Origin of the sequence: Myceligenerans salitolerans, assembly GCF_017349295.1 — a bacterium.
GTDB classification, from domain to species: Bacteria; Actinomycetota; Actinomycetes; order Actinomycetales; family Cellulomonadaceae; genus Myceligenerans; species Myceligenerans salitolerans.
Map to the genome: position 1 here is coordinate 24,603 of NZ_JAFMPK010000046.1, position 26,996 is coordinate 51,598.

Sequence of the window (26,996 nt, forward strand, 5' to 3'; positions counted from 1 at the left end):
TCACCCGCTCCGTGCGGGGCGTTGACGTGCGTTCTCGCGGGCCGCCGCGGGGAAGCCCGGCCGGGGTGGGACGTCGTCCGGCAAAGGCTTCCCGGGCGCTCGGCCGGGCCGGGCGTGTCGATACGATTTTTCGGATTCACCCTGCTAGCGTCGACGGGATCCTGAAGGACTGACCGCGAGGAGGCGGTTGTGACCGAGATCGAGCCCGTCTACGGAGCCGGCACCCTGCTCCTGATCGCCGCCGCGGCGGTCGCTCTGCTCCTGTTCCTGATCATCCGGGTCAAACTGCATGCCTTCGTCGCCCTGGTGCTCGTCAGCCTGCTCACCGCGGTCGCCGCCGGGATACCGGTCGCGGACGTTCCCGAGGCACTCGTCACCGGCTTCAGCGGGACTCTGGGCGCGGTGGCCCTGCTGGTCGGGTTCGGCGTCATGGTCGGCAGACTGCTGGAGACGACGGGCGGCGCACAGGTTCTCGCCGACACCCTCATCGCGCGGTTCGGGGAACGGCGGGCGCCGCTCGCCCTCGGCGTCGCCGCGCTCATCTTCGGCTTCCCGATCTTCTTCGACGCAGGCCTCGTGGTGTTCCTGCCGATCATTTTCACCGTCGCCCGCCGGTTCGGGGGCGGCATCCTGCGCTACGGTCTGCCGACCGCGGGGGCGTTCGCCGTCATGCATGCCGTCGTGCCACCGCATCCCGGGCCGGTCGCCGCGGCCGACCTGATGAACGGGAGCGTCGGCATCACGCTCCTGGTGGGCGCCCCGGTGGCGGTCCTCGCCTGGTTCCTCGGCGTCTACCACGTGTCCCGCTTCCTGAGCGCGCGACATGTCGTCGACATCCCCGACGCGGTGTTCGGCCGGATGAACGGTGGCCGGGACGACGACGCCGCGGCCGTTCCGGGCGGGACGAGCGGGGCGACGACGGGGACCGCGACCCAGGCCCCGCCACGCTTCGGCACCGTCCTGCTCATCCTGCTCCTGCCCCTGGTGCTGATCTCCCTCAACACCGTGATCAGCACGCTGGTCACCACGGGAGCCGTCGCCGAGGACGCGGTCTGGGCGAACAGCCTGACACTGATCGGTCAGACCCCGGTCGCTCTGCTGATCACCGTGCTGGTCGCGCTCGTGGTGCTGTCACCGGGACGGTTCTCGGCGGGTCAGGCGACACGTCTTCTGGACGAGTCGCTCGGACCGATCTGCTCGATCATCCTCATCACCGGGGCCGGCGGCATGTTCGGCGGGGTGCTGCGGGCCAGCGGGATCGGCACGGCTCTCACGGACGCGTTGTCCGGCCTGGGGCTGCCGCTCATCCTGCAGGCGTTCGTCATCGCGACGGTGCTCCGCGTCGCGCAGGGCTCCGCCACGGTCGCCCTGACCACGACGGCCGGTCTGATCTCCGCCCAGGTGTCGGCCGAGGGGCTCAGCGACGTGCGGATCGCACTGCTGGTCTTCGCGGTCGCCGCCGGTGCCACCGTTCTGTCCCACGTCAACGACTCCGGATTCTGGCTCGTCAGCCGATTCTTCGGCATGGACGTCAGAACAACGCTCAAGACGTGGACCGTGCTGGAGACCACCCTCGGTCTCACGATCTTCCTCATCGCAGCCCTTCTCTGGCCCGTGACCGGCTGAGCGTCGGGCGGTTCCCCGGGTGGGAACCGCGGGCCCCGACCGATCCGGGACGAGAGAGGTGCCCGCCCGGCCGGTGGCCGGACGGGCACCCGAGCCCGCCCCGGAGGACCGAGAACTCAGTCGTCGTCCCGGTCGTTCGGCGAGTCGTCCCGGTCGTTCGCCGTGTCGTTCGGCGAGTCGTCCCGGTCGTCGGGCGAGTTGTCGCGGTCGTCGGCGGTGTCGTCGTAGTTCGCGTCGTCCGGCGAGTCGGCCGACCGCGCGGAGCCGGCCGTGTCGCGCGCGGACTCGTTGGGGGAGTCGGCCGACTCCGGCGAGGGGTCATAGTTCGCGTCACCCGGGGAGTCGGCCGACTGCGCGGAGCCGGCCGTGTCGCGCGCGGACTCGTTCGGGGAGTCCGCGGACTCCGGCGAATCGTCGGCCGGCGCGGCGCCGGCGCCGTCGTCGGACGGCGTCCCTCCGGACAGCGCCACAGCGGCGGCGGACTCGGCGCGGGGTGCCGGATCGTTCAGGGCCACGGCCGTACCCGTGCCGACGATGCCCATCACGGCGGCCGTCCCGACGACGGCCCAGCGCTTCTTGATGGTCGAGCGGTTCATGCGAGCGTCCTCCTGTCCTGGCACCCGGCCGGGTGCCGCTTGCCACGAGTCTGTGCCGTCAGGATGAGGTGATCGGGAGAGCAGGATGAGACGGTTCCCATGATCGGCCGCTCCTCAGCCCCGAAAGCGGTAGCCCGCCCCGCGAACGGTCTCGATCCGGTCCGCGCCCAGCTTCTTGCGCAGGTACCGCACGTACACGTCGACCACGTTCGAGCCGGGGTCGAAGTCGTACCCCCAGACCCGCGACAGGAGCTGTTCACGGGACATGACCTGCCCGGGATGGCGCAGGAACACCTCGGCCAGAGCGAACTCCCGTGCCGACAGCTCGGTCTCCCGCCCGTCGACGCTCACGGTACGGGCGCGCAGGTCGAGCCCGACGCCGCCGTGCTCCAGCCGGTCGGCGAGCGCGGAGTCCGTGGTCGCGGGACGCAGCCGCAGGCGGATCCGGAGGAGCAGCTCCTCGAAGCCGAACGGCTTCGACATGTAGTCGTCGGCGCCACCCTCCAGACCGGCCACCCGGTCGGAGAGGGAGTCCCGTGCCGTGAGGATGACGACCGGCAGCGTGGAGCCGACGTCGCGCAGTCGCTGCAGGACGGTGAACCCGTCCACGACGGGAAGTCCGATGTCCAGCACCATGAGGTCGTAGCCGCCCGACATGGCGTGCGCCAGCGCGGAGGCGCCGTCGGACACCACCGTGGGCTGGAATCCGTGCGCCTTGAGGCCCTTGCGCACGAACTGCGCGATGCGGTCCTCGTCCTCCGCGATCAGGATCTGGTTCACCCTGCCTCCTCGGTCGGCGTGTCCATGGCTCCCCGGCCCGCGGACGCCTGCCCGCCACCGGTGGCGGGCCACGTGACCACGAAGCGCGCTCCGCCGCCGGGCGACGGTTCCACCGCCACGTCACCGCCGTGGCCCTGCGCGATGGCGCGCACGATCGCGAGCCCCAGGCCGGAACCGGGTATCCCTCCCGTCGTGCTGCCCCGCGCGAACCGGTCGAAGATGCGGTCCGCCTCCTCCGGCGGTACGCCCGGGCCGGTGTCCCGCACCCAGAGCCGGGCGTACGGCCCGGCCGGACCGTCGACCACCTCCGTGCCGATCCCGACCTCGTCCGCGGGGCCGGTGAACTTCACGGCGTTGTCCGCCAGCTGCAGGGCGGCCTGGGTGAGCCGGTGCGCGTCCGCGACCACCTCGGCGTCGGACCGGGCATCGACCACCCAGCGCCGCGCGCCCAGGGCGAGGGCCTTGTCGTGCACGTCGTCCGTGAACCGGCCGAGATCGAGGGGCGCGGCATTCACGAAGTCGGACCGCTCCGACCTGGCGAGCAGCACGAGCTCCTCCACGATCTGCCCCATCCGGGAGGTCTCGTCGAGCAGGAGGTCGCGGGTCTCGCGCACGTCACCGGGGTCGTCGGGATCGAGGACCTCCAGGTGGCCCCGCAGTACCGTCAGCGGGGTGCGGAGCTCGTGCCCGGCGTCGTCCAGGAACTGCCGCTGCGTCTCGATGGCCGTCGACAGGCGGTCGAGCATGGTGTTGAAGGCGGCCGCGAGGTCGCCGAGGTCGTCGTCGGTGGCGACGGCGGCCCGCTCGGACAGGTCGGTCTCCGTCACGCGGGTGGCCGTGGCGCCGAGCTGCCGCAGGGGCCGGAGCAGGCGGCTCACCACGAACCACGCGAACAGCCCGAGCAGCACCAGCGCCACGGAACAGACGACGGCGTAGGTGCGCATGACGTCCGTCTCGGGCGCCAGCGCCCGGTCGAGGGCGGCCGCCATGACGTAGGCGCCCACCTCACCGCGGTCCGCCACGGTCACCGGCACGACGACGAACCACACGCGGCCCACCTCCGTGTCGATCTCGCGCTGGTACGTCCGCTCCGACTCGGGTGTCAGACCCGCCACGGCCTCCCGGACCGCCGGGTGGCCGGCCACCACCCGGCCCAGTGCGGGCGGGTTCGACTGCTGGTAAGCGCCGTCGAGGTAGCTGACGAACGCCTCGTTGGTGCCCGGCACGTTGCGCTCCATGGCCACGCTCATCAGCCGCCCGGCGCCGTGGAACTCCTCGCCGGTGACCGGGTCCACGCCGGTGTCGGCCAGCTGCCGGAGCTCGGCGTACTCCTGGTCGAAGTCCTCGGAGATGTCGTCGACGATCTGCTGGGTCTGGATGGCGTGGGTGAGCAGGCCCGCGCCGAGCAGGCCGAGCGCGGTCACCGCCACGACCACCGAGACGACCTTGGCCCGTACCGAGGGCCGGCGCAGGCTCATGCCCGGCCTGCGCGGGATCCGGCGAACCGGGTTCCGTCCAGCCAGCCGGCGACGGCGTCCAGACGGCGCGTCGTGGCCGCCTGCCATTCCCGCTCCTGGACGCGGTACGGCCCGGTGGCCAAGGAGAGCAGCACCCCCGCGACCCGCGCGGAGAGGTCGCGCGGATCGGCCCCCCGGTCCGCCGGCGCGGCCACGAACCCCGCGGCGTACTCGTCCGCGAGCCGGCGCATTCGCGCGGCCCGGGCGGCGCTCGCCGGATCGGCACGGCTCACGAGGGACAGCACGTCCAGATGAGCGACCAGGCAGGCGAGGTCGTCGGCGCGATGGCCCGGTCCTGCGGAGTCGACGTCGAGAAGCCCGGTGACCCGGCCCTGCGTGAGCATGATCTGCGCCTCGTAGAGGTCTCCGTGGGTCGGGTCCGTCCCCGTACCGCGCTCCGCCAGGCGCTCCCGGATCGTCCCGGCGAGATCGGCGGCGCGGCCCGCCTCGTCGGGGAGGGTCGCACCGATCACCGCCGCGTAGTGCCCGGCCGACTCGCTCCAGGCGGGCCGGCGCGGCAGCTCGCACACGCCGGCCGGCAGCTGGTCGAGCAGACGCAGCACGTCATGGGGGGAGGGGAGCGGACTTCCGTCGCGGGCGGCGGTTCGCATCTCGGTGCCGTGCAGCGGCGACAGCACCAGCAACCCGTCGTCGGACCAGCCGAGAGGCCGCGGAACGGGTAGACCGGCCCCGAACAGCAGCGCGTGCCGCGCGTGCAGGTCGGCCACCTTGCGGGGGCGCAGCACCTTGAGGAACACCCGGGCCGAGGCCGACCTGGCCTCGACCACCGCGCGGCGGGTCGGGCGGTAGGCCCGGATCGTGAGTTCCGGGCCGGTCCGGCCGTCCGGCGCGACTCCCATGCCGGCCAGGAGCTCCTCGACCGCCGCCGGGTCGAACGCGCGTGGCAGGGCCGGCAGGGCCGGGTCGCCGGGGAACTGCCAGACGGCGACGGTCGTGTCGCCGTCGGACAGCGTGACCACACCGGGTCTCGCACCGTCGCGGCTGCGGCCGACGCTCGCGCCCAGGGTCTCGGAACGCGTCACGCCGTTCCGGCGCACGGACGCGCGGTATGCCACCGTGGTGGCCGATCCCGGACGATGGTCCACCTGGCGAACCCGCCAGTCCACGAGCTCCCCGCCGGTGGTCGCCACCGCGGCCTCCAGGAGATCCGCCGCGGCGCCACCGGTCAGGAGATCGAGTGCCGTGTCCACCGGCTCATCCTCGCAGCCGGGAGTGGCAAGAACCCGCCGATACGGATGAGAATCCTCTCACCGGCACCGGGGGATCCCGGTGCCCTCAGCCGCGCTCCGCCACCCAGGCGTCGCTCGCGCGCTGCACGTCGTCGGCAGTCACGGCGTCGTCCACCGTGACGAAGTACCAGCGGTGGCCGAACGGACAGCGCACGGCGGCCTGCCGGAATCCCTCGAACCAGTCGGCCGGCTCGACGAGGCTGGTCGCACCGGCACCGACCGCGCGGGCGTGAGCGGCGTCGGCGTCCGGGACGGGCACCGTGAAGCTGACGTGCGTCGGCTCGCCGGGCCCGGGTGCGACGGAGTCCGGCGGGAACGCGGCGGCGACCGTGAACGTGGACTCTCCCGCCGCGGACCGCAGGACGAGGTCGGAGTGGATCACGACGTCGCCGGTGGTGATCACGTCGAGCGTCTCGGCGCCCAGCGCCGCCTCGTAGAAGGCGATGGCCGCGCGGGCGTCGGACACGCAGATGTTGGGGTGCAGGGCTGAGTTCCTCATGGCGCCGATGCTGTCGGTGCCCGGGTGTGCCAGTCTTGGAAGAATGCGACACACGTTCGAACCGGCGACATCCCCCGGTGATGTCCTCGGGGCCGGGCCCACGCTCGGCATCGTGAATCCCGCGGAGGCCCGGGCCCGGTTCCGTCTCACGCGCGTCGCGCCGGTTCCCGATCTCGCCGACCTCGTCGACTGGCACTGGGTCATCACGTGGGACCTGCCACCGGGGCTCACCTTCACCCAGACGGTCGTGCCGCACCCGGTCGGCAACGTCGTCGCCGAGGACGACGGCATCCTCGCCCATGCGATGCCCGCCGGTCTCTTCGAGCGCGCCCTCACCGGTACCGGCCGGGTCGTCGGCACCAAGCTGCGCCCCGGCGGCTTCCGGGCGCTGCTGGGGCTCTCCGGCCCGGGCCACCGCGGCGACGTGCGACAGGTCGGACCCCCGGACGTCATGGCGCACGCCGTCCGTGAGTCGCTCCGCGAGGCGTCGTCGGGCCGGGCGGAAGCCGCCGCCGGAGCGATCACACCGCTGCTCCGCGCCGTCGCCGGCCGCCACCGCACACCACGGTCCACCGCCGCGCTGGGCGCACTGCGGGAGGTCTTCGCGGCGATCACCGATGCCGCGCCAGGTGCCACGGTGGCATCCCTGGCCGGCGAGGCCGGCACCACCCCGCGCACCCTGCAGCGCCTGTTCGCGGGCTGGGTGGGCGTCAGCCCCAAGTGGGTGCTGCGGCGGCACAGGCTCCATCTCGCCGCCGAACTGCTGGGACGCGATCCCGGGCGGGACCTGGCGGAGGTGGCGGCCGTCGTCGGCTACTACGACCAGGCTCACTTCACCGGTGACTTCGCGCGCGCGATCGGCGTCGCGCCGGGCGAGTACGCCCGCCGCTGCACGAGCGCCGCGGCCCTCGGGCGCTGACGGGCTGGGCCGCGGTGGACGCCCCCTGGCGGCGGGGTGGGCGCGGTGCGCCGTCGGCGGTCCGGGACCCGCGCGCCCGTGTTCTCCGTCCGGACGGATCCGCTACCCTCGTGCGATCAGCGTCCTGTGCCCGGACATCGCGGTCCGGGCCGGTGATGCCCTGGCCCCTCGATGACGAAGGAATCTCAGGACACACGATGCACCACACTCGCAGAACGACCGCAGCACTACTCGCGGCCACCGCCCTGTGCGGTATGGCCTCGGCCGGATGCGCCGCCGGGACGGGAGACCCGGCTCCGTCCATCGACACCCACCAGGACGTGGCCGTCTACACCTGGTGGTCCACCGGCTCCGAGAACGAAGGACTGAACACGCTGGTGGAGGTCTTCGAGAAGCAACATCCGGAAATCGATTTCGTCGACGACGGCGTGACGGGCGGCGGCGGGGGAGCGGCCAAGGAGCACCTGCAGTCGCGGCTGGAGAACCAGGACCCGCCGGACACCTTCGTCGCCCACGCGGGCGCGGAGCTGCAGGACTACATCGACGAGGGCTACATCCAGGACGTCTCGGGCCTCTACGAGGAGTACGGCCTGACGGACGTCTTCCCCGAGGGGCTCATCGACCTCCTCGCCACCGAGGACGGCAAGATCTACTCGATCCCGTCGAACATCCACCGGGCGAACGTGATGTGGGTGAACCCGTCCGTGCTTCGGGAAAACGATATCGACCCGTCGGGCCGGTACGGCAGCGTCGACGCCTTCATCGCGGACCTGGAGAAGCTGCGGCAGGCGGGGGTCGAGGCCCCGCTCGCGCTCGGCACCACCTGGACGCAGGTCCACCTCTTCGAGACCGTGCTGCTCGGGAGCCTCGGCGCCGAGGCCTACAGCGGCCTCTGGGACGGGACCACCGACTGGAACGGCCCCGAGGTGACCGCCGCGCTCGAGGACTTCCGGACGATCCTGGGATACACCAACGCCAATCGGATGGACCTCGACTGGGACCTGGCGATCCAGCGGGTGATCGACGGCGAGGCCGCCTTCAACGTCATGGGCGACTGGGCCGTCAGCGGGTTCGACAACTCGAACCAGGAGTTCGGTCAGGACTACCTCGCGGTGCCGTCCCCGGGCAGCGCGGGCACGTTCGACTTCCTGGCCGACTCGTTCACCCTGTCCACGGGCATCCTCGACGAGGACAGCGCGAAGGCATGGCTCGAGACCATCGCCTCCAAGGAGGCCCAGATCAGGTTCAACAAGGTCAAGGGAGCCATCCCGGCCCGCTCGGACATCGACGAGAACGAGTTCACCGAGTACCAGAAGATGGCGATCAAGTCCTTCCAGGAGGACACGATCGTCTCCTCCATGGCGCACGGTGCCGCCATCCCGGTCGACCACCTCACGGCGATCACGGACGCGACGACCAGGTTCAACCGCGAGGTCCAGGAAGGTGGAGGCGACGTCGCGGCGTTCCAGGCCGCCCTCGCGGCAGCCGCGGCCGAGGATGCCTCGCCGTGACGGCGGGCTCCCGGTCACGTCCGGGCCGGCGGTAGACGCCCTCGGCCCCCGTGACCGCGCCCGTCGTCCGGGAACGTGGTCGGTCCGACGTCGAGCGGTCGGTCCGTTGTCGAGCGGTCGGTCCGACGTCGGTGCGGTCGGTCCCTCAAGCGACCGACCGCACCGACAACGGACCGACCACTCGGTGATCCAGCCGTCCGGAACGGCTCGGGCCGGGAATAGCCGGCAGGTCGTCGTGGCTCCGGTTCTTGTGGAATGGGAGATGACGGCGCTGCGGCGCGAGCAGATGCCCTCCGAGGCGGTCCTGGCCCGGCCGGGGGCGCTCTGGGCCCTGGTCGTGTCCGGAGCCGTGACGCTCGAGACGGCGCACGACCGGCGCACGGTGCTGCCCGGTGACGCGGTCCTGGTGGAAGCCCGAACAGCACACCGCGTCACCGCCGACGTCGAGACCGACCTGGTCCACGGGGACCTGCGGCGCACCGGTCCCACCACTCCGCTTCCCGGCCCGCTGGTCCTGCGCGGCTTCGCCGGTGAGCACGGCGGCATCGTCGCGCTCGTGACGGCCTGCCCCCTCACCGTGCAGTGCAAGGCCGACCTGTTCGCCGACGCCTACGCACGGCTGATCGGCGCGGCGGTCTCGTCGGTCTGGCACCAGGCGGAGGGGATGGACGGGCGCGTGGCCGGTTCCGGTGACCGCACCGGGGAGACGCGCGCCGCGGCCGGCGACACCGAGGTCGCCGAGGTGGTCGCCGCCCTCGCGGCCGAGCCGGGCGAGCGCTGGACGCTCGACCGGATGGCGGGCCTGGTGCACCTGTCACGCTCCGCGCTGACCGAGCGGTTCCGCCGCGCGACCGGGCACAGCCCGATGCGGATGCTGCGTGAGGTACGGATGAACCGGGCGCGCACGCTGCTCACCGAGCAGTGCCTGCCGGTGACGAGGGTCGCGTTCGAGGTCGGGTACGGCTCGGTGGCCGCGTTCAGCCGGGCGTTCGCCGCGGACCACGGCCTCTCACCGCTCGCATGGCGCACGGCGCCGGGGACCGTAGCGGGCGCCCGGACGCCGTCGGTCACCGCGGTGGACCCTGCGGCGCCGTCGGGTACGGCCCGGCAGGGCGGCACGACGCCGGTCGCCGCCCCGCCCGGCCGTCCGCCCGCCAGGACCTCAGGCGCGAGGAATCCGCAGGAACGCCCAGCCGAGCCCCGCCGCCACCGCGGCACCCGCGCCGACCACCAGCAGCGGCCGGACCCCGTACCCGTCCAGTAGGGCCCCGCCGAGGGCGGCGCCTACGGTGATCGCCACCTGGAAGGCGGTGACGGTGAGCGCCATGGCCGACTCCGCCCGGGCGGGTTCGACCCGCGCTCCCCAGAGCTGGGTCACCACGGGCACCATGTTGAAGGCGAAGCCCCACAGGACCACCGCGACCGCCAGCACCGGCACGGACCCGGCGATCGCCGTGAGCACCAGGGCACCGCCGAGCGCGATCGGTGCGGCCGCCGCCAGTGGCCGCAGCCGGCGCGCGAGCATGCCCGCCACGACCGTCCCGGCGACTGCGCCCGCACCCCACGCCAGCAGCATCCAGGTCGCAGTGCCCGGCGCGACGCGCTCGATCGCGACACGGATGAACGGGTACGCCGCGAAGTTGCCGAACGCGACGAGGACGACGCAGGCGATACCCGCCATGAGCCGCCGGTTGCGGAGGGCCTCGCGCAGCATCCGCAGGCCCGCCGCCGGGTGGGCGGGGACGGACGGCATGGCGGTGGCGAGCGCGAGGGCGCTGAGGCCGCAGAGGACGGCGGCACCCCCGAACGCCGCTCGCCAGCCGACGGCGTCGCCCACGAGAGAGCCGAGCGGTACGCCGAGCACCGTCGCGATGCTGACGCCGAACGAGATCGCCGCCGACACCACGCGTTCCTTGCCGGGAACGGCGTGCGTGCCGGCACCGAACGCGAAGGACCAGTACCCGGCGATGGCGGCGCCGAGCAGGAGCCGGCCCGCCAGCAGCACCGCGAAGCTCGGTGCGACGGCCACGGCGAGGTTCGACACGGCCGCCGCCGCGAGCAGCCCGAGAAGCACTGTGCGCCGGTCGGTGCGGGGGAGCACCACCGCGATGCTCGGCGCCGTGAGGGCCCCCGCGATCGCCGTCGCGGCCACGGCCAGGCCGGCAGTGCCCTCACTGACGCCGATGTCGGCCGCGAGCGCCGGCAGGACGCCGGCGGGCAGGAACTCGCTCGCGACCAGGATCGCTATCCCGGAGGAGAGCGCGACGAGCGGGGTCCAGTTCGTGCCGGCCGGGGTGATCGGCCGGGGAGCGGCCGGGGCGCCCGGCGGGGCGGTCCGCGCGGATGCGCCGGTCGAGGTGGTGCTCTGTGTTGGCATGCTCCGAGCCTGAGCGCGGCACGCCCGCCGTTGTTGATCGTGCGGCGGGGGTTGTTGATCGCCCGGCCACGGGCGGTCGACGTCGTCGGTCCGCGTGCACCGCGCGACGCCTTCGGCGTCCGGCCCGCAGCCGAGGCCGGGGTCATGGGGTCGCGGCACGTCGGCGTCGCCGAGCGGGCGCGGTGGGGTTCCGTTCGTCGTCGTCTTCCGGCCGTCGTGTGTTCATCCCGTCGTCAGGGCCCGGCGCTTGCATGGGCTGACCCCGTTCGTCCGGTCAAGGGAGATGCCATGCGCGGTAGGACCATCGTCGGCGCGGCCTTCGCGGTCGCGACCCTGTTCGCGGGGGTGGCGGCGCCGTCGTCGGCGGTGCCGGAGGGAGGCGGGCCGCGTGGCGGCGACGTCGTCCTCGGCGACCCGCTCGACGCGGCGCACGCCCACAACGACTACGAGCACGAGCGTCCCCTGTACGACGCACTGGCCCACGGTTTCACCAGCGTGGAGGCGGACGTGTGGCTGGTCGACGGCGAGCTGCTCGTCGCCCACGACCGGGAGGACGTCGACCCGGCCCGCACCCTGCAGAGCCTCTACCTGGACCCGTTGCGCGACCTGGTGCGCCAGAACGCCCGCCACGGCGGCCCGAGCGTGTACCCCGGGTGGGACGGCAGCCTCCAGCTGCTGATCGACATCAAGTCCGACGGCGAGGCCACCTACGCCGCGATCCACGAGGAGCTCGCCGAGCACCGCAGGATCATGGCCCGCTCGGTGCGCGGCCACGTGCGGCCGGGCCCGGTGACCGCGGTGATCAGCGGGAACCGGCCGCTGGAGACGATGCGCTCGCAGCGGGTGCGGTTCGCGTTCTACGACGGGCGGTCCGGCGACCTGGGCTCGGGGCTTCCGGCGAGCGTGATGCCGCTGGTCAGCGACAACTGGAACAACCTGTTCGACTGGCAGGGCGAGGGCCCGATGCCTGCGGCGGAGCGCGAGCGCCTGCACGACTTCGTCGCCGAGGCGCACACCGCCGGCTACCGGGTCCGGTTCTGGGCCACCCCGGACCGGCCGGGGGCGGCGCGCGAGGCCGTGTGGACCGAGCTCGCCGACGCCGGGGTAGACCACGTCAACACCGACGACCTGGTGGGCCTCGACGCGTTCCTCACCGCGCGGGAGGCCGGCCCGGACGCGGCGACCGAGCTGACGGTCATGACGTTCAACATCTGGGTCGGCGGCACCCGGGTGGACCTCGACCAGGTCCCGGCGGCGATCGAGGCGGCGGGGGCGGACGTCGTCGGCGTGCAGGAGTCGGGCGGGAACCTGCGCCGGATCGCCGACGCGCTCGGCTGGGACCACGTGAACGAGCCCCTGCAGATCATCAGCCGGTACCCGCTGCGGCCGGGGTCGGGCGCGGATCACGTGTTCGTGGAGACGGCGCCGGACCACGGCGTCGCCATGAGCAACGTCCACCTGCAGGCTTATCCGTACGGCCCGTACGACCTGCGTGACGGCGCGTCGACCGCGCACGTGCTGGCGAACGAGAACGGCATCCACATGGAGCAGATGGCGGGCCGGTTCGAGTCCCTGGGAGCGCTCGCGGGGTCCGGGTTCCCGGTGTTCCTCACGGGCGACTTCAACGTGCCGTCGCACCTGGACTGGACCGCGACGACGGCGGCGGCCACGCCGCGGACGTTCGACCGGGCGCTGGAGTGGCCGGTGTCCTCGCGCCTGGACGAGCTCGGGTTCCGTGACACCTACCGCGAGGCGAACCCCGACCCGGTCGCGTCGCCCGGCTACACCTGGACCCCGGGGTACCCGGCAGGCACCGTCACCGGCGACGAGGTGCACGACCGCATCGACTTCGTGTACGCGGCCGGGGCGACCGAGACGGAGGAGAGCGTCGTGGTCGGCGAGCCGGCCTCGGCGTCGCCGCTGCCGGGCGACTTCGGCGCGCCGCACAGCGACGTCGAGGTGAGCCCGTGGCCGTCGGACCACCGCGCGGTGGCCACGACGTTCGAGGTCGAGGCCGCGCCGCTGCCGGACGTCGAGGAGCCGGCGCCGGCGACGGTCGCGACGGACCGCGAGTCGTACGCGCCCGGCGACCCGATCGAGGTGACGTTCGACGGCGGCCCCGGCGGCGAGCGCGACTGGGTCGGCGTGTACCCCGCCGGGACGGCCCCGGGCTCCATCCCCTCCTACCGCTGGCTGTACGTCTCGGGCGAGTCGAGCGGGACCCGCGTGGTCGACGGGTCCGCACAGGGCACGACGTGGCCGTTGCCGCCGGGCGAGTACGACGTGCACCTGCTGGTGGACGACGGCTACGGCAGCATCGCGACGGCGCGGTTCACCGTCTCGGACGGGTGAGGCCGACCACACGGTGACCGGCCCCGCTCATGCCTCCGGGCGGTCCACGACGCGGGACATCACGATCGAGGTGCGGGTCTTGACGACGTGGGCGGCCGAACGGATCCGTTCCACGGTGCGCTCGATGCCGGCCATGTCGGCGGCGACCACGTGCACCATGGCGTCGGCGTCGCCCGTGACCGTCGCCACCCGGACCACCTCCGGGATCGGCGACAGGTCGCGCCGCAGCACGGCCGGGGCGACGATGCCGTCGCAGAAGATCTCGACGTAGCCCTCCAAGGTCCAGCCCATCGCGGCGGGCGTGACGTGCACGGTGAACCCGGCGATCTCCCCGCGTGCCAGCATGAGGTCCACGCGCCGTTTCACCGCCGGGGCCGACAGCCCCACGGCGTTCCCGACCTCCTGGTACGTGGCCCGTCCGTCGCGCAGCAGGCGTTCGACGATCGCCCGGTTCAGCTCGTCCATGTGCGCATGGTGTGCCGCGCCGGGGGAGTGTGCAAACCGCGGTCCGGCGTCGTCGGCGGACCGCTCGGGGTGGTGTCGGGAGCGCTGCCGGGGGCACCGGCCGGCGTGTTGTCCGGCGCATTCGGCAGGAGACGCGGTGGGGCGTAAGATGATCGGGATTGCCGTGCATCTGTCGCACGATCCTGCATCCCCGCGCCCGCCAGGTGGCTCCTGCCGTCGTGAGTTCCTCACGCCCCAGGTACCGGGTGAGCGCACCCCCGATCATCTGGAGACCAACGAAGTGAAGAGCGCCGTCGAGACCCTGGACCCCACCAAGGTCAAGCTGACTGTCGAGGTGGACTACGACGAGCTCAAGCCGAGCATCGACCACGCCTACAAGCACATCGCGGAGCAGGTGAACATCCCCGGCTTCCGCAAGGGCAAGGTCCCCCCGCGCATCATCGACCAGCGGGTCGGCTGGGGCGCCGTCGTGGAGCACGCCGTGAACGACGGCCTCAACGACTTCTACCGCCAGGCGCTCACCGAGAACGAGCTGCGCCCGCTCGCGCAGCCCGCCGTGGACGTCACCGAGATCCCGGCCAAGGCCGGCGAGGGGCAGCTGAAGTTCACGGCCGACGTCGAGGTCCGGCCGGAGCTGGACCTGCCCGAGCTGAGCACGATCGACCTGACCGTGGACCCGGCCGAGGTCACCGACGAGGACGTCACCGAGCGTCTCGACGCCCTGCGCGAGCGTTTCGGCACGCTGGTCGGCGTCGACCGTCCGGCCGCCGAGGGTGACTACGTCGTCATCGACCTGACGGCCAAGATCGGCGACGAGGAGGTCGACTCCGTTTCCGGCGTCTCCTACCAGATCGGCTCCGGCAACATGCTGGAGGGCCTGGACGAGGCCCTGACCGGCCTGTCCGCCGAGGAGACGACGACGTTCCGCGCGCCGCTCGCCGGCGGCGACCACGAGGGTGAGGAGGCGGACGTCACCGTCACGGCCACCAGCGTGAAGCAGCGCGACCTGCCCGAGGCGGACGACGACTTCGCGCAGCTCGCCTCCGAGTTCGACACGCTCGACGAGCTCAAGGAGGACCTGCGGACGCAGGCCGCCCAGGGCAAGGGCTCCGACCAGGCCGTCGCCGCACGCGACGCCCTCCTGGAGAAGCTGCTCGAGGCCGTCGAGGTGCCCGTGCCGTCCGGCGTGGTCGAGGCCGAGGTGCACCGCCACCTCGAGCAGGAGAGCCGCCTGGAGGACGACGAGCACCGCGCCGAGGTCACCGAGGACGCGAAGAAGGCGCTGCGCAACCAGATCCTGCTGGACACGCTCGCCGAGAAGCTCGAGGTCAAGGTCGGCCAGGGCGAGCTGGTCGAGTACCTGGTCAGCATGTCGCGCCAGTACGGCATGGAGCCGTCGGAGTTCATCCAGACGCTGGAGCAGGGTGGCCAGATCCCGGCGATGGTCGGTGAGGTGGCGCGCTCCAAGGCGCTCGCCGTGGCGCTGCGCCAGATCGAGGTCAAGGACTCGAACGGAGCCGCCGTCGACCTGAGCGAGTTCATCGGCTCCGACGAGATCGACGAGCAGCAGTCGGCGCTGGAGCAGGCCATGGCCGAGGCCCAGGCCGCGGGCGAGGCGGAGGGCACCGAGGGCCCGGCCGAGCCGGCCAAGGCCTGACGCGCCGGCCACCGGTTCGCGGACGACGACGGCGCCCGGGGTGGCCTTCCGAACGGAGGGTGCCCTGGGCGCCGTCGTCGTCCGGGGCCGCGAAGGCAGCACCTGACGAACGACCGGGTGCGGGGTGTCCCGGTGCCGGCGCGCCCGGGAGCAACGCCCGTGCGGGTGGTGCGGGGCGGTGCGCGACCGCTCGATTTACGCCCAGGGCAGCGGCCGTGCGCTGTCGGCGAAACGGGGCCTTACTAGGGAGTTCCGGCGGCTGCGGGCGCGTTAGGGTCGATCGACATGCTTGCGCAGGAACCTACCGGACACTGAGGAGTGGGACGTGAACGATCTGCGGACAGACGCTGGGCCGGTGGCGCGGTCGGAGGGGTCGAACTTCGGCCTCAACGACTCGATCTACAACCGGCTCCTGAAGGAACGCATCATCTGGCTCGGCTCGGAGGTGCGTGACGAGAACGCCAACGCGATCTGCGCCCAGATGATGCTTCTCGCGGCCGAGGACCCGACCAAGGACATCTGGCTCTACATCAACAGCCCCGGCGGTTCGATCACGGCCGGCATGGCGATCTACGACACGATGCAGTTCGTCCAGCCCGACGTGGCGACCGTGGCGATGGGTATGGCGGCCTCGATGGGCCAGTTCCTGCTCAGCTCGGGAGCGAAGGGCAAGCGCTACGCGACCCCGCACGCACGGGTGATGATGCACCAGCCCTCCGGCGGCATCGGCGGAACGGCCACCGACGTGCGGATCAACGCCGAGCTGATCATGCACATGAAGCGGGTGCTCGCGGGGCTCACGGCCGAGCAGACCGGCCACTCGGTGGAGAAGGTCGTCAAGGACAGCGACCGGGACAAGTGGTTCACGGCGCCCGAGGCGCTGGAGTACGGCTTCATCGACCACGTCGTCGAGCACGCGGCCCTGGCCGGCGGCGGCGGCATGAACACCGCGTCCTGACGACGCCCGCACACTTCGACGATCGAGGAGACCACAGTGAGCCCTGAAGCCCAGTTCCTGGCAGCGGCCGAGCGCCTTGCCGGTGCGTCCGCAGCACGGCCCGGCGGTATCGGACTGCCGTACGGCGCGCCGTCGAGCCGGTACGTGCTGCCGCAGTTCGAGGAACGTACCGCCTATGGATTCAAGCGCCAGGACCCGTACACCAAGCTGTTCGAGGACCGCATCATCTTCATGGGTGTCCAGGTGGACGACGCGTCCGCCGACGACGTCATGGCACAGTTGCTCGTCCTGGAGTCCCAGGACCCGGACCGCGACATCATCCTGTACATCAACAGCCCCGGCGGCTCGTTCACCGCGATGACCGCGCTGTACGACACGATGCAGTACGTCAAGCCGCAGATCCAGACCGTGTGCCTGGGACAGGCCGCCTCCGCGGCGGCCGTGCTGCTCGCGGCCGGCCAGCCGGGCAAGCGTCTGGCACTCCCGAACGCCCGCGTGCTCATCCACCAGCCCGCGATGGAGGGCGGCGGCTACGCCCAGGCGTCCGACATCGAGATCCACGCCAACGAGCTCATCCGGATGCGCGAGTGGCTCGAGCAGGCACTCGCCCGGCACGCCAACAAGCCGCAGGAGGAGGTGCGCGACGACATCGAGCGCGACAAGATCCTCACGGCCGCCGAGGCGAAGGACTACGGCCTGGTGGACCAGGTCCTGGAGTCGCGCAAGGTGCAGGTCATCCCCGCTTCCTGAGCGGCCCGGCGTGGCGGCGCGCTGACGTCCGGGGTAGCGGGTGCCGGTCAGGGCCCGCTGCCCCGGCGGACGGGGCGGTAGCCGGAAAAACGAGACACGCGGTTGAAATCATGGCAATCTTGCCAGTGCTGGCGAGAATCTCACCTGGACGACCCGCCGTGAGACCGGCTGACAACCGGGCCCCCGGTGGTGTGCAATGGAAGGTGACCGACGAGGGGCCGCCGGCCCCGCCTGGAGATCTGGAAGCTTTCCCGAAGAGACAGAATCGCCCGACCAGAGCCCGGACCGCTCGGAAGAGCGCAGGAGCGAGGAGACGAATACGTGGCGCGTATCGGTGACGGCGCTGAGCTGCTGAAGTGCAACTTCTGCGGCAAGTCCCAGAAGCAGGTCATCAAGCTGATCGCGGGCCCCGGCGTCTATATCTGCAACGAGTGCATCGAACTCTGCAACGAGATCATCGACGAGGAGATGAACGAAGCGGCTGAGGTCGGGCTCACCGAGCTGCCCAAGCCGCGCGAGATCTTCGAGTTCCTCGAGCAGTACATCATCGGCCAGGAGTCCGCCAAGCGGGCCCTGGCCGTCGCGGTCTACAACCATTACAAGCGGATCCAGGCGAGCAGCGGCCCCAAGGCGCCGGGCAGCCCGGAGGACACGGACCAGGTCGAGATCGCCAAGTCGAACATCCTGCTGATCGGCCCCACGGGGACGGGCAAGACCTACCTCGCCCAGACCCTCGCGAAGATGCTCAACGTCCCGTTCGCGATCGCGGACGCCACGGCACTCACCGAGGCGGGCTACGTCGGCGAGGACGTCGAGAACATCCTGCTCAAACTCATCCAGGCCGCGGACTTCGACGTGAAGAAGGCCGAGACGGGGATCATCTACATCGACGAGGTCGACAAGGTGGCCCGCAAGGCGGAAAACCCCTCGATCACCCGTGACGTGTCCGGGGAAGGGGTGCAGCAGGCGCTCCTGAAGATCATCGAGGGCACGAGCGCATCGGTTCCGCCGCAGGGCGGGCGCAAGCACCCGCACCAGGAGTTCATCCAGATCGACACCACGAACGTGCTGTTCATCGTCGCCGGTGCGTTCGCCGGTCTCGATGACATCGTGGCCTCCCGCGCCCGCAAGCGGGGCATCGGGTTCGCCGCGCCGATGGAGACGGGCGCGGACGACGACCTGTTCGCCGAGGTCCGTCCCGAGGACCTGCAGAAGTACGGCCTGATCCCCGAGTTCATCGGGCGCCTGCCGGTGGTCGCGTCGGTGTCTCCGCTCGACCGCGACGCGCTGGTGCGGATCCTCACCGAGCCGCGCAACGCGCTCGTGAAGCAGTACAAGCGCATGTTCCAGATCGACGGGGTCGAGCTGGAGTTCGAGGACGGCGCGGTCCAGGCGATCGCGGACCAGGCCCTGCTGCGCGGCACGGGCGCACGCGGCTTGCGCGCCATCATGGAGGAAGTCCTGCAGCAGGTCATGTTCGACGTCCCCAGCCGCGACGACGTCGAACGCGTGGTCATCACCCGCGACGTGGTCCTGGAGAACGTCAACCCGACCGTCGTCCCGCGTCGCACCGCGGTCCGGGGCCGCCAGCCGCGCGAGAAGTCGGCCTGAGGCGCGGCGCCCGCGCGACGGCGGGGGCTCAGGCCGGGGCGGCCGCCGAGGGCTTCGCCGCGTAGAGCTCGTCCACGAGGTGGGCGAAGTCGTGGACGACCTTCGCCCGCTTCACCTTGATCGACGGCGTGAGGTACCCGTTCTGCTCGGTGAAGTCGAAGTCGAGCACGCTGACCTTGCGGATGGACTCGGCCTGGGACACGGCCTCGTTCGCCTGCCGTACGGCGGCGTCCAGCGCCTCGAGCACCGTGGGGTGCACCCGGGCCTCGGTGACGGTCAGGTTCGGCAGCCCGTGGCTGGCGCACCAGCCCGGCAGCATCTCGGCGTCCAGCGTCACCAGGGCCCCGATGAACGGACGCTGATCACCGACGACGACGACCTGGCTCACGATCGGGTGGGCACGCAGCCGGTCCTCGAGGACCGCCGGCGCGACGTTCTTGCCACCGGCGGTGACGATGATCTCCTTCTTGCGGCCGGTGATGCGCAGGAACCCGTCCTCGTCGATCGACCCGAGGTCCCCGGTGCGGAACCAGCCGCCGGCCAGGGCCTCTGCCGTGAGCTGCGGCTGGTTGTGGTAGCCGCGGAAGACGTGGGGCCCGTGCAGGAGGACCTCGCCGTCGTCGGCGATGGCGATGGACGTGCCCGGCAGCGCCGGGCCGACGGTCCCGATCTTCGTGTGCCTCGGCAGGTTCACCGACGTGGGCGCCGCGGTCTCGGTGAGCCCGTACCCCTCGAGGATCGTGACGCCGATGCCGCGGAAGAAGTGGCCGAGACGTTCCCCGAGCGGTGCCCCGCCGGACACCGCCCACCGCAGGTTCCCGCCCATGGCGGCACGGAGCCGGCCGTGGACGAGCCTGCCGGCGACCCGGTGCGCCAGACGCAGCCTGCTTCCGGGACCTGCGTCCGTGTCGAGCGCGCGGGAGTACCGGACGGCGACGTCGGCGGCCCAGGCGAAGACACGGCGCCGCGGTCCTGAGCCCGACGCCTTCGCCTCCGCAGAGTTGAAGACCTTCTCGAAGACACGCGGGACCGCGAGCAGGTAGGTGGGCGCGAACGTGCCGAGGTCGGCGACGAGGTTCTTGATGTCCGGTGCGTGACCGAGCACCGAGTTCCCGGCGAACACGGCCACCTCCACGAAGCGCGCGAAGACGTGCGCTAGGGGGAGGAACAGGAGGGTGCGCGACCCAGGCGTGTCGAGCATCTCGGGAATCGCGACGGCGGCGTTCATCGTCAGGTGCGCGAAGTTGCCGTGGGTCAGCTCGACGCCCTTGGGGCGACCGGTGGAACCCGAGGTGTAGATGATGGTGGCGACGTCGTCCCGGCGGACCGCGTCACGTCTCTCCGTGACGGCCATCAGCGGCAGGTGGGAGCCGGCACCGCGCAGGGCCGCCACCGCACCGGCGTCGATCACGAGCACGTCCTCCAGGGCCGGCAGCGCGTGCCGGGTCCGCCCGATCGTCTCGGCGTGCGCGGCGGACTCCGCGAAGACGAGCCTGACTCCGGCGTCGGAGCAGATCCACTGCACCTGCTCGGCGGACGACGTCTCGTACACGGGCACGGGAACCGCCCCGGCCGCCCAGATCGCGAAGTCGAGCAGCGTCCATTCGTAGCGCGTGCGGGACATGATGCCCACGCGGTCTCCCGGTCCGACGCCGTGGGCGATCAGCCCACGTGCCACCGCCAGGACCTCCGCCTCGAACTCGGCGGCGGTGACCGGGATCCACGGCCCCTGCGGGGTGTCGCGGCGCTCGATCAGGGTCTCTCCGCCGGCCCGGGCGACACGGTCCCGCAGGATCGTGTTGATGCTGGTGCCCTCCGGCACGTCAACGAGGGCCGGCGTGGAGACGACTGTCATGGTGGTGAGCTCCGCGGTGTGTCAAGGGGTGGGACTCACTTCCCGGGCACCGGGCTCCAGTGCGGAAGTGCGAGAGAGACTGTACTCCCGGGATCCAACGTGACAGAACTCGCGCTTCTGTCAACGTCGGCTCCGGCCCCGCTCAGGTTTCCGCGCATGATCCGCGCGGCGTCCGATGGTCGGCACGAGGGCGCCCCGGGGCTCCCACCGGGTTAGCCTCGTCCCCATGACCTCGGACCCTGCCGCCTCGGCGATGCCCTCGGAGATCCTGCGCCTGCGGGCGAGCATCGACAACATCGACGCCGCTCTGGTGCACCTGCTGGCGGAACGGTTCAAGCTGACCCGTCAGGTGGGGGAGCTGAAGGCCATCGGCAACATGCCGCCCGCCGACCCGTCACGCGACGCACAGCAGATCGAGCGGCTCACGGCCATCGCGGAGGCGTCCGGGCTCGATCCCGACTTCGCCGTGCAGTTCCGGCAGTTCATCGTCAGCGAGGTCATCAGACGACACGAGCTGATCGCCCGGGAGCACGCGGGCGAGACCATGCCGGAACTCGATACGTACGCTTGAAGGGATGCCTTCTGACCGTCGGTCGCGTGCCGTCCGAGGAACCGGCTGGCAATCGTCACGAGATCGTCAAGGAAAAACCTGGCCCAGGGGTGGCGCCCGCGCGTGATTCGGCGGACGCTGGATGGATTGTGAGGATGACCCTCGGACAGGAGGCCGGAATGAAGATCGACTGGCTCAAGCCGCTCCTCGGACACCCCGGACCGTTCGCCACCGTCTACCTGGACGCCACCCCGTCCGACAAGGCCGTCGCCGACCGCGATGTCGCGAACCGGTGGCGGGCCGCGCGCAAGTCGCTGGCCGCGCAGGGCGCCCCGGAGGGCGTGCTGGACAGCATGGAGGAGGCGGCCCGCCGGCCGACGTGGGAGCCGGGCCTGCACGGCAGGGTCGTCATCGCGGACGACACCGGCGTGCTGGTGGACCGCGTCCTGCACGAGGCTCCGACGGCGGACGTGGCCTCGTGGTCGAACGTTCCCGAGCTCCTGCAGGCGGTGCGCGCCGCGGACGAGTCCGTGGAGCTGCTCGTGGTGGTGATCGACCGGAAGGGCGCCGACTTCACCCGCACCGGCGTCGGCGGACGGGTCTACGAACAGTTCACGGCCCCGGACGACGAGATCGCGAAGACAGGGTCCACCGGGACCAAGCGCGCCACGATCGAGTCGCGCGCGGAGGACTCCTGGGAGCGGAACGCGGCGGCGATCGCGGCCGAGCTGGAGCGTCGCGCGGCCGAGTCGGCGCCGGAACTCGTGGTGCTCACGGGCGACGTGCGCATGGTGCCCGGCGTGCGGGAGGCCGTCACCCGCCCCCTGGCGGAGATCTGCGTCGAGATCCCCGGCGGCGTGCGGGGCGGGCCGGCGACCGTCGGCGGCGCTGCGGCGGCCAACGGCGTCGCGAACGGCGGCGCCTTCGCCGACCGGGTCGCGGAGGCGTTGGACAGCTACCGCGAACGGCGGCGGGAGCGCGTGCTCGCGGACCTACGGCAGGGTCTCGGGCGGGACGAGGGCGCGGTGTCCTCGGTCGACGACGTCGTCGCGGTGCTGCGCCGCGCGCAGGTGGCCGAGCTCGTGCTCGCGGAGGAGTACGGGGCGGGCAACGGCCAGCTGAACGGGCGAACCCTGTGGATCGGACCGGAGCCCGCGCACATCGCGTCGGACCGCTCCGACCTGGAGGCCCTCGGTGCGCCGCACGACGGGCTCGAGGAGCTGCCGGCCGCGGTGGCGCTGGTGCGGGCCGCGATCGCGCAGGACGCGGGGCTGACCTTCGCGCCCGAGGGCTCGGTCGGCGCAGGAGCGGGCGGGCTGGTCGACGGTGTGGCGGCGACGCTGCGCTGGCACGACGGGTACACGCCGCACGAGTTCGCCGCCACGATGTCGGGGGACGACGTCCGGCTCCGGGGTGAACGCGCCCGGGGCTGAGCGCCGTTCGTGTCGTCCACAGGCGATGACCGGTTGGTCCGGTGTGCCTTCTGTGAACGTGCTTCTCGCACGCCCTTGAATGTGAAGCGTTTGTGAAGGGTGCTGGCGTTCAGGGCCCTTGCGGTTGGTCTGTTCGTTATGCCCGACCCGCCGTGTGGCGTGAGTCGCTAGCGTGCCCGGCCATGGGGAATCACGAGGGGTACCGGCCGAGCCTCACCGCGGCGCTGAGCGGGGTGCAGTGCGAATACGCACGACTCGGCGCGGACGACGAGGCCAGGGCCGCAGGCAACGACGACTGGGTGGCATCGCATGTCGAGACACTCGCGGACGACTGGGTGGAACGCGACGTCCCGCCCGGCGAGGCGCAGTACTTCACCATCGGCCTGACCTGGGGCGGGCTGCACGGGCTGCTGCGGGAGCACGGAGGACTGTCGGTCGACGTGGTTCAGGGCGGCAAGCCACTGGGCGTCGCCGGAGCGATCGGCAACGCCCGGCTGCTCCCGTCGTCCGACGTGGCCACGGCGGCCGCATTCCTGACGGGAACACCGTTCGCGGAACTGGCGCCGCTGTACGACGCCGCCGTCTGCGACGGCTGCCCGGACCCGACCGAGCATCCGCCGGAGGAACGGCTCGACGCCCTGGCCAACGCCTACGAGGATCTCGGCCGGTTCTTCACCGCCGCCGCCGATGCCGGCGACGCGGTCGTCCTGATGCTCAACTGACGGCTCCGGCCGCGTCACGCCGAGGTGACGCGGCCGGGCCCGGCCCTGGTCCGGCCTCAGCCCTTCTTGCGTGGCTCCGGCTCGCCGAGTTCGACGCCGGACGTCACCATGCCGCCCTGGACGTTCGGATCGCCCTGACCCTCGCTGGCCTCGACCAGCGTCAGGTTCCCGGTCACGCGGCCCGCGGCCTGCACGTCCCCGATGGCCAGCTGGACCGCGGGCAGGTCCGCGGCGGGCACCGCCAGGGTGGCCGCCAGGACCGGGGCCCGCATCGACGTCTTCGCCTCGGACTTCACCTTACGGATCGCGGCCAGTGCGTTCCCGGCTGCCGTCAGGTGCGTGGCGTCGACACCGCCGCCGGCCGCCCGCAACGGTTCCGCCGTGGGCCATGGCGCGCGATGCACGGAGCCGGCGCGCCACCAGGACCACACCTCCTCCGTGGCGAACGGCAGATACGGCGCCAGCAGGCGCAGCTGCGTGTCGAGCGCGATCGCCAGCGCCGTCCGCGCCGACATGGTCTCCGTCGAGCCGGACGTGCTGCCCGCTCCGTCGCCGTAGGCGCGGTCCTTCACGAGCTCCAGGTAGTCGTCGCAGAACGTCCAGAAGAACGTCTCCGTCACCTCGAGCGCTCTGGTGTGGTCGTACGCCTCGAAGGCGGCCGTCGCCTGCTCGGTCACCGCGGCCAGACCGGAGAGCATCGCGCGGTCCAGGTCCACCGTCACGGCGGCCGGGTCCAGCAGGACCTCGCCCTCGCCGGTCTCCGGGTCCAGCCCGAACGACAACGCGAACTTCGACGCGTTGAGGACCTTGATGGCGAGGCGGCGGCCGATCTTCATCTGGCCCACCTCGAACGCGGCGTCCGCGCCCAGACGGGCGGAGGCGGCCCAGTAGCGCACCGCGTCCGAGCCGTGCTCCACGAGCAGGTCCATGGGCGTCACCACGTTGCCCTTGGACTTGGACATCTTCTTACGGTCCGGGTCGAGGATCCAGCCGCTGATCGCCGCGTTCTTCCACGGCAGCGTGCCGTTCTCCAGGTGCGCGCGCACCACGCTGGAGAACAGCCAGGTGCGGATGATGTCCTGGCCCTGCGGGCGCAGGTCCATCGGGAACACACGCTGCCACAGGTCCTCGTCGCGCTCCCATCCGCCCACGATCTGCGGGGAGAGCGACGACGTCGCCCAGGTGTCCATCACGTCGGCGTCGCCCACGAATCCTCCGGGGACGCCGCGCCGGTCCTCGGTGAAGCCTTCGGGTGCCTGCGACGTCGGGTCCACCGGAAGCCGGTCCTCGGACGGGACGATCGGGTTCTCGTGGTCCACCTCGCCCGAGGCCAGCACCGGGTACCACAGCGGGATGGGCACGCCGAAGAACCGCTGACGGCTGATCAGCCAGTCGCCGTTGAGGCCGCCCACCCAGTTCTCGTAGCGCACGCGCATGTGGTCGGGATGGAAGTCGAGCTCCTTGCCCCGGGCCAGCAGCTCGTCACGCAGGTCGCCGTCGCGGCCGCCGTTGCGGATGTACCACTGGCGCGACGTCACGATCTCCAGCGGCTTGTCGCCCTTCTCGTAGAAGTTCGCCTTGCGCTGGGTCGCCACGGGCTCGCCCGCGAGGTCACCGGAGGCGCGCAGCGCGTCGACGATCGCCTTACGGGCGCTGAACGTCGTCATGCCGGAGATCTCACCGAACAGGGCCTCGCCGGCACCGCCCTCGATCCACTCGGGCACCTCCCGGGTGATCCGGCCGTCGCGCTGCACGATCGAGCGCGTCGGCAGCTGCAGCTCACGCCACCACTGCACGTCCGTGAGGTCGCCGAACGTGCAGCACATCGCGATGCCCGCGCCCTTGTCGGGTTCGGCCGCGTGGTGTGCCAGCACCGGGACCTCCACGCCGAACAGCGGCGAGGTGACGGTGGTACCGAAAAGGTGCTGGTAGCGCTCGTCGTCCGGGTGGGCGATGAGCGCCACCACGGCCGGGATCAGCTCCGGCCGCGTGGTCTCGATGAACACCTTCTCGCCGCCGGGCCGCCCGAACGCCACCTTGTGGTAGTGCCCCGGGTAGTCCCGCGCCTCCAGCTCCGCCTGTGCGACCGCCGTCTGGAACGTCACGTCCCACAGCCCGGGGGCCTCGGCCTGGTAGGCCTCACCGCGAGCGAGGTTGCGCACGAACGCCCGCTGCGCCGTGGCGATCGAGTCCGCGCCGATGGTCTGGTAGGTCTGCGACCAGTCCACCGACAGGCCCAGGCGGCGCCACAGCTCCTCGAACTTCTGCTCGTCCTCCGTGGTGAGGCGCTCGCACAGCTCGATGAAGTTGCGGCGGCTGACCGGCACCTGATCGGCCGGCTTCACGTTCTTGCCGTCCGTGCCCTCGTGCGGCGGCTCGAAGTTCTCCACGTAGGGGAGCGACGGGTCGCACCGCACGCCGTAGTAGTTCTGCACGCGGCGCTCGGTGGGCAGGCCGTTGTCGTCCCAGCCCATGGGGTAGAAGACCTCGTACCCGCGCATGCGCTTGTACCGGGCGACGAGGTCGGTGTGGGTGTAGGAGAACACGTGCCCCACGTGCAGGGAGCCGGAGGCGGTCGGCGGCGGCGTGTCGATCGAGTAGATCTGCTCACGGGTCCTGCTGCGGTCGAACGCGAACGTGCCCTCGGCGCTCCAACGGGCGTCGAGCTTCTCCTCCAGGCCGTCGGCGCTCACCCGGTCCGGTACTCCCTTGACCACCGCGCGGACGACGTCGGCACCGGCTACCTGAGCGGCGGGTGTTGTCGTGGCGTTCGTGGGGGTCGTGGCCGGGTCCGTGTGCCCGGCGGGGATCGGAGTACTCATGGGTCAAGTGTCCCAGATCCCGCACGTCCCGGCGCCCGGATATCCACAGCCTGGAAGAGATCCCCGGCCTGCTCCGCGCGCCGCGCGGTGAGGCCCGGAGGCGGCCGCCGGCGCGGCCGCTCAGCCCTCGTCGAGGGCGCTCTCGTCGCACCGGTCGGTGTCGACCGGTCCCGAGATGCCGACGACCGGCGGGTAGGCCGAGACCGTGAGTTCCCATCCGGCCTCGTCGGTGGCCGTGACGTACACGTCCCCTCCGTCGTCGGGGTAGACCACCTCGGACAGCGGGTCGAAACCGTGCTCGTCCAGGACCGGGTCGAGCAGCGCCGCGAGATCGGCGAGTCCGCCGCTGGGCTCGTACAGGTCGCCCTCGCCCAGACTCTCCGCGAGAGCGAGGACGCACCGGCCGTCGGGCTGTTCCGTGAGGTGAGGGAAGCGGTCCTTGGGCACCCACTCGACCTGGGGGACGTCCCGCGTGAGCGCGGCGACCACGTCGTCGTACGCGGCCGAGTACTCCGTCCTCGCGGTGTCGACCGGGGGCGCCGGTTCCGGAGGGTTGCCGTCGGCCCCGGCCGTGCAGGAGGACAGCACGCCGACGGCGAGCAGGGTCGCGCCGGTCCGTCGTACCTGGAACATGGACCGCATCCGTCTCCTTGTCGCGTTCACCAGCCATCGGGCCGGGCCACCGGCCGTCGAGCCGGCCCGTCCCGGCCCTCAGTCCCGGGACGCTACCAGCGCGAACGCTTCCC

22 protein-coding genes are annotated in these 26,996 nt (G+C 71.9%); 12 read left to right on the forward strand and 10 right to left on the reverse strand.

Going from position 1 to position 26,996, the window contains the following annotated elements:
• The first annotated feature begins 189 nt into the window (after positions 1-189).
• A complete protein-coding gene (locus tag J0911_RS12930) occupies positions 190-1,626 on the forward strand; it encodes a GntP family permease (RefSeq protein WP_207275879.1) in 1,437 nt (478 codons plus the stop codon).
• 116 nt (positions 1,627-1,742) lie between these two features.
• Here J0911_RS12930 and J0911_RS12935 read toward each other — a convergent pair whose 3' ends face one another.
• From J0911_RS12935 to J0911_RS12955, 5 genes are all read right to left on the reverse strand, one after another.
• On the reverse strand, positions 1,743-2,222 hold the full coding sequence (locus J0911_RS12935) for a hypothetical protein (protein ID WP_207275880.1): 480 nt from the start codon (positions 2,220-2,222) through the stop codon (positions 1,743-1,745).
• A 114-nt stretch (positions 2,223-2,336) separates the two neighbouring features.
• The gene (locus tag J0911_RS12940; protein WP_207275881.1) at positions 2,337-3,002 is read right to left on the reverse strand and encodes a response regulator transcription factor; all 666 of its coding nucleotides are present in this window, start codon (positions 3,000-3,002) and stop codon (positions 2,337-2,339) included.
• Entirely contained in the window at positions 2,999-4,480 is a 1,482-nt protein-coding gene (locus J0911_RS12945; protein ID WP_207275882.1) for a sensor histidine kinase, read from the reverse strand. Before J0911_RS12945 ends, J0911_RS12940 begins: the two co-directional genes overlap by 4 nt.
• On the reverse strand, positions 4,477-5,730 hold the full coding sequence (locus J0911_RS12950; protein ID WP_207275883.1) for a phosphotransferase: 1,254 nt from the start codon (positions 5,728-5,730) through the stop codon (positions 4,477-4,479). Before J0911_RS12950 ends, J0911_RS12945 begins: the two co-directional genes overlap by 4 nt.
• A gap of 85 nt (positions 5,731-5,815) precedes the next feature.
• Positions 5,816-6,268, reverse strand: coding sequence for a VOC family protein (locus J0911_RS12955; RefSeq protein ID WP_207275884.1), 453 nt, complete (start codon positions 6,266-6,268; stop codon positions 5,816-5,818).
• 43 nt (positions 6,269-6,311) lie between these two features.
• On the opposite strand from J0911_RS12955, the gene J0911_RS12960 reads away from it, so the two are divergent.
• The 3 genes from J0911_RS12960 (at position 6,312) to J0911_RS12970 (ending at position 9,962) form a co-directional block, all read left to right on the forward strand.
• Positions 6,312-7,187: an AraC family transcriptional regulator gene (locus J0911_RS12960; protein ID WP_207275885.1), complete on the forward strand. Its 876-nt coding sequence runs from the start codon at positions 6,312-6,314 to the stop codon at positions 7,185-7,187.
• Positions 7,188-7,384: 197 nt separating this feature from the next.
• Positions 7,385-8,698, forward strand: coding sequence for an ABC transporter substrate-binding protein (locus J0911_RS12965; protein WP_242636699.1), 1,314 nt, complete (start codon positions 7,385-7,387; stop codon positions 8,696-8,698).
• Positions 8,699-8,960: 262 nt separating this feature from the next.
• A complete protein-coding gene (locus J0911_RS12970; RefSeq protein WP_207275886.1) occupies positions 8,961-9,962 on the forward strand; it encodes an AraC family transcriptional regulator in 1,002 nt (333 codons plus the stop codon).
• On the opposite strand, the gene J0911_RS12975 is transcribed toward J0911_RS12970, so the two are convergent.
• Positions 9,861-11,075, reverse strand: coding sequence for an MFS transporter (locus tag J0911_RS12975; RefSeq protein ID WP_207275887.1), 1,215 nt, complete (start codon positions 11,073-11,075; stop codon positions 9,861-9,863). The two genes, J0911_RS12970 and J0911_RS12975, sit on opposite strands and share 102 nt — an antisense overlap.
• 288 nt (positions 11,076-11,363) lie before the next feature.
• Between J0911_RS12975 and J0911_RS21160 the strand changes: the two genes are divergently transcribed.
• Positions 11,364-13,427: an endonuclease/exonuclease/phosphatase family protein gene (locus tag J0911_RS21160; RefSeq protein WP_207275888.1), complete on the forward strand. Its 2,064-nt coding sequence runs from the start codon at positions 11,364-11,366 to the stop codon at positions 13,425-13,427.
• A gap of 27 nt (positions 13,428-13,454) precedes the next feature.
• On the opposite strand, the gene J0911_RS12985 is transcribed toward J0911_RS21160, so the two are convergent.
• Positions 13,455-13,892 carry an Lrp/AsnC family transcriptional regulator gene (locus tag J0911_RS12985; protein WP_207275889.1) on the reverse strand — a complete coding sequence of 146 codons (438 nt, stop codon included), beginning with the start codon at positions 13,890-13,892 and terminating at the stop codon, positions 13,455-13,457.
• Between the two features lie 280 nt (positions 13,893-14,172).
• On the opposite strand from J0911_RS12985, the gene tig reads away from it, so the two are divergent.
• The 4 genes from tig (at position 14,173) to clpX (ending at position 18,868) form a co-directional block, all read left to right on the forward strand.
• Positions 14,173-15,549 (forward strand): trigger factor, encoded by a 1,377-nt coding sequence (gene tig / locus J0911_RS12990; protein WP_207275984.1) that lies wholly within the window; start codon positions 14,173-14,175, stop codon positions 15,547-15,549.
• Positions 15,550-15,874: 325 nt separating this feature from the next.
• Positions 15,875-16,507, forward strand: coding sequence for an ATP-dependent Clp protease proteolytic subunit (locus tag J0911_RS12995; RefSeq protein WP_307865067.1), 633 nt, complete (start codon positions 15,875-15,877; stop codon positions 16,505-16,507).
• A gap of 36 nt (positions 16,508-16,543) precedes the next feature.
• Complete coding sequence (locus J0911_RS13000; RefSeq protein ID WP_207275890.1) at positions 16,544-17,257, forward strand: ATP-dependent Clp protease proteolytic subunit; 714 nt, start codon at positions 16,544-16,546, stop codon at positions 17,255-17,257.
• Between the two features lie 321 nt (positions 17,258-17,578).
• On the forward strand, positions 17,579-18,868 hold the full coding sequence (clpX, locus tag J0911_RS13005; protein ID WP_207275891.1) for an ATP-dependent Clp protease ATP-binding subunit ClpX: 1,290 nt from the start codon (positions 17,579-17,581) through the stop codon (positions 18,866-18,868).
• 28 nt (positions 18,869-18,896) lie between these two features.
• On the opposite strand, the gene J0911_RS13010 is transcribed toward clpX, so the two are convergent.
• Positions 18,897-20,723, reverse strand: a complete 1,827-nt coding sequence (locus J0911_RS13010) for an AMP-dependent synthetase/ligase (RefSeq protein ID WP_207275892.1) — start codon at positions 20,721-20,723, stop codon at positions 18,897-18,899.
• Positions 20,724-20,949: 226 nt separating this feature from the next.
• Here J0911_RS13010 and J0911_RS13015 point away from each other — a divergent pair, with 226 nt between their 5' ends.
• The 3 genes from J0911_RS13015 to J0911_RS13025 all read left to right on the forward strand — a co-directional run bounded on the left by J0911_RS13015 (position 20,950) and on the right by J0911_RS13025 (position 23,428).
• A complete protein-coding gene (locus J0911_RS13015; protein WP_242636701.1) occupies positions 20,950-21,294 on the forward strand; it encodes a chorismate mutase in 345 nt (114 codons plus the stop codon).
• Positions 21,295-21,428: 134 nt separating this feature from the next.
• A complete protein-coding gene (locus tag J0911_RS13020) occupies positions 21,429-22,706 on the forward strand; it encodes a baeRF2 domain-containing protein (RefSeq protein WP_242636702.1) in 1,278 nt (425 codons plus the stop codon).
• 182 nt (positions 22,707-22,888) lie between these two features.
• Entirely contained in the window at positions 22,889-23,428 is a 540-nt protein-coding gene (locus J0911_RS13025; RefSeq protein WP_207275893.1) for a DUF1877 family protein, read from the forward strand.
• Positions 23,429-23,484: 56 nt separating this feature from the next.
• Here J0911_RS13025 and valS read toward each other — a convergent pair whose 3' ends face one another.
• Together valS and J0911_RS13035 are read right to left on the reverse strand one after the other, a co-directional pair.
• A complete protein-coding gene (gene valS / locus J0911_RS13030; protein ID WP_207275894.1) occupies positions 23,485-26,250 on the reverse strand; it encodes a valine--tRNA ligase in 2,766 nt (921 codons plus the stop codon).
• A gap of 120 nt (positions 26,251-26,370) precedes the next feature.
• Positions 26,371-26,892 (reverse strand): hypothetical protein, encoded by a 522-nt coding sequence (locus J0911_RS13035; protein ID WP_207275895.1) that lies wholly within the window; start codon positions 26,890-26,892, stop codon positions 26,371-26,373.
• Positions 26,893-26,996: the final 104 nt, after the last annotated feature.